Below are 5,126 nucleotides of genomic sequence, written 5' to 3' on the forward strand. Positions count from 1 at the left end.
CTGCAACAGCAGGTTATCCAGATACGCCGCAAGATGCTGGCGCAGGGTCAGCCCGAGGGGTGCCGATTGATGTTTAGCAGATAATGACATGATGTAATTTCCTGTAGGGAACATAGCGTGTTGTTGTTATCGGTAAAAATCACTACGGTACGATGACTTGATTTTTATATTGCCGGAACAGTCCTTTTCAGGCTCTCCCAACTTGCGGACCGTTCCGCCCGGTATTGCTGCGGCCTGAGGCCGGTTTCCCGCCCTCCAACTTGGGCCCAACTTAACCCCAACTTGGTGGCAACTTGCGGTTCATTCAGTCCAACTTACGTGAGTCATATTCAGGGGTTTACCGGTTTTTCCGGCTCTGTCAGGTCAATCAGGCCGCACAGGTGGGCTTCTTCTGCGCTGTCCCCGTTCCACAGTAGTTCATATTGCAACAAGTGGCCGCGATTGCCGCCGTGGACTAACAGGTATTCCATGTCGGCCAGTCGCTGACAATGGACTTTTAACTGGTTATCGCTCCACTGGGTATAACGGCGGATATCCCGGCGGGTAAAGCGGATAGCGTTCACTGGGCGTTGTTGCTCTGCCATGCTCTCTTTCACCATTTGCTGTATCAGCAGCAACAGTTTCCGGGTCTGGGGCGGCATTTCGTCCAGCGTGCGGCCTAATATCTCGTGGGCCAGCCGGTTTGCTAAGCGAATATCGTCTTTGGTCACCTCGATATATTCAAGCCGTTTGCCCCGGTGTTCCGCTGTCTTCACCTCGCGCTGGTGCTGATGCAGCAGGGCGATACTTTGTATCAGCGTGAGATATTTCATGTGGTCGCGTCGGGTGCGGGTTTTATCGCTCATGAACGTTAACTGTGAGGCATAAGGGTTGACCACATTGAGCGGGCGTAGCAGCCGTTGGGCGTTTTGATGCAGTTCGGTGATATAGGTCTTCTCATTTTCGGCCAGTAAGCCTTCGAGGGTTTGCTTATAGCGCTGCAAGGCGTGGATAGCTTCGGTCTGTTCCCGCGATTCGTTCACCGTCAGCACCAGACAGCGGTTTAACAGCTCTTCATCGACATCAATCGCGGTGGTGGTGAGCATCAGCATCACCGGCCCTTTCACCCTGTACTGTTTGGTCACCAGATTACCGCTGGCATCGTCTTTACCGGTGCTGGCAATGGTCAGTTCGCCGTCGCTTTGCAACAGCTTAAGCGCATAGGCGGCCTGCCGTACCCCTTCCTCTTCGGCAATGGCTAAGATTTTATGCTGGAGATTGGTTTCCCCCAGATAGAACAGACTCTGGCCGGTCATGGCGCTGTATTGCAGCCGTTCCTCTTCCGGTATCAGATTGAGGACCGCATCCATTAAGCTGCTTTTCCCTGCCGCCGAACTGCTTTGTATCAGCACGGCCAGCGGACGGTCCAGCTTGCGACTGACGGCGGCTAAGTAACCGGCCAGCAGGTTAGTGGATTCGCCCACCACGCCACAGGCGGCTAAATCAGCGGTGATGCGCTCACTCAGTTTCGGGTCTTGCAGCAGCGCCAGCGCCGCAGCCCGCTGGTCCTCACTCAGTTCGGGAACCGGTGGGGTTTCGGTTTGTTCACCAACACCGGCCTGTTGACACTGCTCCAGCACCAGTAACAGCTGCCCCAGTGAACGCCGTAAGTCGCCTTCGGCCAGCCCCAGTTCGGTGGCGGCCAGTCGCGCATACCCGCCCCGGCTGCGGGCGTTCATCATGTCCACGCTGTCCGCGAACATCACGCCGCTGTCGGTATCAACGACCTGAACATTGACTTTCATCACCGCCGAACCTGGTTTCACCTGAGTCAGCCCGCGCACCTGCCAGCACAGCGCACCCAGTGTAACCCGCACTGCTCCGTGGGCGCCTTTTTCCCACACCACACCGGGCATAGCCGGCTGTGCCGCGGTTAAGGCCGGCGGAGAGGTCGGTTCTGCCGCCGACTCAGTGGCTGTGTCCGGCGCCTGCATTGGCACCGCCCCGTCAAGTAACAGCCCGAAGGCCCGTTCCGGCTCGGCCACCTGACACAGATAGCCGTTGGCATCCATGCCCTCGGGGAACACCACCCGGAAAGTGACCACGCCATCAGAGGCTAATGAAGAAGCCAGTTTCACCGCCGCCTCATTCCCGGCGGCGTCATTATCGAAGGCAATCAACACCTGTTTAACGCCATGCTGCCGGAACGCCTGTCGCATCGCATCGGTGAAGCCATGCACCCCATAGGCGGCGGTGACGTGGCGATAACCGGCCACCCAGAATGACAGGGCGTCGATGAGCGATTCGCACAGGATGACCACGCCTGAACTGACCAGTGCCGCTTCATTCCACACACCGGCATGGGGGCCGGGCAGATACAGATGCATCGGCGTGCCGGCGCGCAGCCGGTCGGTGATTTTTCGCCCGTACAGCTCATGCACCTGCCCTTGTTTGTCGATGACCGGTATCACCAGCGAGCCGGCAAAGTGTTCATGCCCGGACTCACGCATGATGCCAATCGCCTGTAACCGGGCCCGGATATCAGCGCCGGCTTTGAGTTTCCCGGGGGGCAAACGATAGGCCAGCGTCCGGTTGGCAAAGCCCGGTTTAAACTGGGCGACTAATTCCGGATGGTTGAGCCGGCGTTTTTCCAGATAGGCCAGCGCTTCGGGGGCGTTCAACAGCGTATGATGGTAGAACTCGGTTACCCGATGCAGCAACGCCTGCCGACCGGCTTCGTCTTCGGTCAGCATGGCCGGTTCATCCGGTTGCACCAATGGCACCACCGACGGGTTATCCCCCAGTTCCCCGCGTAACCGTTCCACCGCCCGGCGCAGACTTAAGCCCTCGGTTTTCATCACCCAGTCGAGCACTGAGCCGCCGGCATCACAGCCGAAGCAGTGATAGAGGTTCTTTTTAGGACTGAGCACCATTGACGGGGTTTTCTCCTGATGGAACGGGCACAGCAGTACGTAATCTTTACCGTGTTTAACCAGCTTTCGCCCCTGTTGCTCAACGACGGCCACTAAGGAGACGGCGGCTTTCAGGTGCTGTAATTCGGTTTCGGGAATGCGGGCCATAAATTTGTTCCTTCAAAAACATGTCAAGACGCAAAGAGTAAAAATAACTCTGTTGCAGAGTACTCTAATATGGAGTATTGTCAACTGCAATATTAAAAACAGGGAGTATCCTCATGGCAACATTAACGCAACGACAGATACAGGCCATGAATACGAAGGATGAACAGTTCTTTAAAGAGTTAGGCGCCCGGATTGCGCTGGCGCGTAAAGAGCAACAACTGACACAGCAGCAACTGGCGGAGCAACTGGGGATTGCACAGCAGACGATGGCGCATTATGAGGGTGGCCGATTAAAAGTATCCGCCGCGCTTTTACCGCTATTAGCTCAGATACTTAATCTTTCACTGGATGAGCTTCTGGGTTTACCGGTCGTCAGAAGGACGGGCAAACGGGGGCCAAATTCACGACTGGAACAACAAATTGAGATTATCAGTCAGTTGCCGAAAGCCAGACAGAAGTTTGTTTCGGAGATGCTGGATACGGTAATTGGTAACAACAGAGATTAAACAGAAAGATAGCGCGACTGAGACAGGTTGGCCCCTGTAACAGCCGCTCACCACAGCAACTAATAGGAGTAGTGACTATGGCTAAGGCGCATTCTAAAGCAGAAGCGGCGGTAAATAAAGCCGCGAAAACAGAACGTTATTACACGGTGGGCTATGTGCCGAACGGGAATAAGGTCAACAACGCCACACCGGCGATACATCTGAAGGGGCAGTGGCTGAGACAGGCGGGGTTTAATACTGGCGGCCAGATTACGGTGAAGGTGATGGATGGCTGTCTGGTGCTTATTCCTGACAGTGAAGCCACACAACACTATCAGCAGTACCGGCAGCAGCAAAGCCAACTTAATGAGATTAAGCTGCGGATGCGGGAGATGCTGGCTGAATACAACGCGGGCTAAGGGAGAGGATAAAATGAAAGTGGTGATTGAGCATTTGCAGGACATTCAGTTAACCCACATTGAAGCACTGGCCTTAGCTCAACTGGTTAAGCGGCTGTGCTGGTCTGAGATACGGGCCTGTGCCGTGAATGACGAGGAAGCGTATCAGATCAAAGATGCGATTTCTAAGCTTCAATCTGCTCTGGCTTACCGTGGGTATGCGCCTCGGTAGATCACAAGAAGGCCGGAAGATCACAGAGATTTTCCGGTTTTTTAGTTATAAAAAGTAATCAATTATATTTTTCACATTCATTCTGTAGATCTACTAATAAACTATCCGCAGCAATGATAGGGGTATCCGTTATTGATGGAACCATAAAAATACCAAGCTTAATTTGATCTTTGGATAAATCAGGTAACAATTCATCGAGTATATATTCTAAGTCAATTTTCTTAGGATTATAGCCATCCCAATCTCCGTTAGCGCAAGCCTCTGCGTATTCACGAGCAGGCCATAATGGGAGAATATCATTACCGATATCATCACTAGTTAAAGCAAAACCTTCATCATCCAGAATCCAAGCAGCTTCATTGTCCACAACTCTTTTAATAAAATAAACATATCGGTCTTTATGACCTTTCTTTGACATGACCTCTATTTCTTTATCTGACAATTTCATAATTTTTCCTAACATTTACCACTTGCACCTAGCTTATTTTTACGGCCATGAGCATCATATTTATGTTGTCTCTTATGAAGGTCTATATGTTGAGGGTCAGAATATTCATAACCATAGCCTTTAGAAGCTTCGTAACCACGCCAATGAGCTAATTGATAACCAGGTGGATTTCGAATATTAGTCCTTTGGCCTCTGGCTATAGAATTCTGTTCTTGTTGTACCCACCCCCTAATATGCTGCGGCTGTTTGGGGTCTTGCCCAATACTTTTCAGTCTTGCTTGTTTACCTGTACGACCTGTTGATAACCCCCACGGATCGATCCAACTCATTGGGTTAGGCGCGTAAGTATATAAGTTTAATCCCCCTGCTAATCCTATCGGGTCAGGCGTAATAAACCGGCCTATCTCCGGCGCATAATACCGATACGTATTAAAATGCAGCCCGGTCTCTTTGTCAAAATATTGCCCTGCATAACGCAGGTTTTGCCGGAAGTCAAAGCTCTTT

6 protein-coding genes are annotated in these 5,126 nt (G+C 52.4%); 3 read left to right on the forward strand and 3 right to left on the reverse strand.

Annotated elements, in window-relative coordinates; translation table 11 throughout:
* Positions 1-329: 329 nt before the first annotated feature.
* Complete coding sequence (locus tag ABR397_RS21770) at positions 330-3,059, reverse strand: CHC2 zinc finger domain-containing protein (protein ID WP_350307539.1); 2,730 nt, start codon at positions 3,057-3,059, stop codon at positions 330-332.
* A 113-nt stretch (positions 3,060-3,172) separates the two neighbouring features.
* Between ABR397_RS21770 and ABR397_RS21775 the strand changes: the two genes are divergently transcribed.
* The 3 genes from ABR397_RS21775 (at position 3,173) to ABR397_RS21785 (ending at position 4,174) form a co-directional block, all read left to right on the forward strand.
* Positions 3,173-3,565, forward strand: a complete 393-nt coding sequence (locus ABR397_RS21775) for a helix-turn-helix domain-containing protein (protein WP_271867415.1) — start codon at positions 3,173-3,175, stop codon at positions 3,563-3,565.
* Between the two features lie 77 nt (positions 3,566-3,642).
* Positions 3,643-3,963, forward strand: a complete 321-nt coding sequence (locus tag ABR397_RS21780) for a SymE family type I addiction module toxin (protein WP_350307540.1) — start codon at positions 3,643-3,645, stop codon at positions 3,961-3,963.
* Positions 3,964-3,976: 13 nt separating this feature from the next.
* A complete protein-coding gene (locus ABR397_RS21785) occupies positions 3,977-4,174 on the forward strand; it encodes a DUF7706 family protein (RefSeq protein WP_228940539.1) in 198 nt (65 codons plus the stop codon).
* 58 nt (positions 4,175-4,232) lie between these two features.
* Here the strand turns inward: ABR397_RS21785 and ABR397_RS21790 are convergent, their stop codons facing one another.
* Positions 4,233-4,622, reverse strand: coding sequence for a DUF2750 domain-containing protein (locus tag ABR397_RS21790; RefSeq protein ID WP_350307541.1), 390 nt, complete (start codon positions 4,620-4,622; stop codon positions 4,233-4,235).
* A gap of 8 nt (positions 4,623-4,630) precedes the next feature.
* Positions 4,631-5,126: RHS repeat-associated core domain-containing protein (locus ABR397_RS21795; protein ID WP_407072895.1), on the reverse strand; the 496-nt coding region annotated here is incomplete at its 5' end.

The organism is Photorhabdus viridis (genome assembly GCF_040256935.1).
GTDB lineage: Bacteria > Pseudomonadota > Gammaproteobacteria > Enterobacterales > Enterobacteriaceae > Photorhabdus > Photorhabdus viridis.

Excerpts from the sequence above, each read along its gene's own strand:
- ABR397_RS21770 (WP_350307539.1), bottom strand. The coding sequence starts at position 3,059 with ATGGCCCGCATTCCCGAAACCGAATTACAGCACCTGAAAGCCGCCGTC.
- ABR397_RS21775 (WP_271867415.1), top strand. The coding sequence starts at position 3,173 with ATGGCAACATTAACGCAACGACAGATACAGGCCATGAATACGAAGGAT.
- ABR397_RS21780 (WP_350307540.1), top strand. The coding sequence starts at position 3,643 with ATGGCTAAGGCGCATTCTAAAGCAGAAGCGGCGGTAAATAAAGCCGCG.
- ABR397_RS21785 (WP_228940539.1), top strand. The coding sequence starts at position 3,977 with ATGAAAGTGGTGATTGAGCATTTGCAGGACATTCAGTTAACCCACATT.
- ABR397_RS21790 (WP_350307541.1), bottom strand. The coding sequence starts at position 4,622 with ATGAAATTGTCAGATAAAGAAATAGAGGTCATGTCAAAGAAAGGTCAT.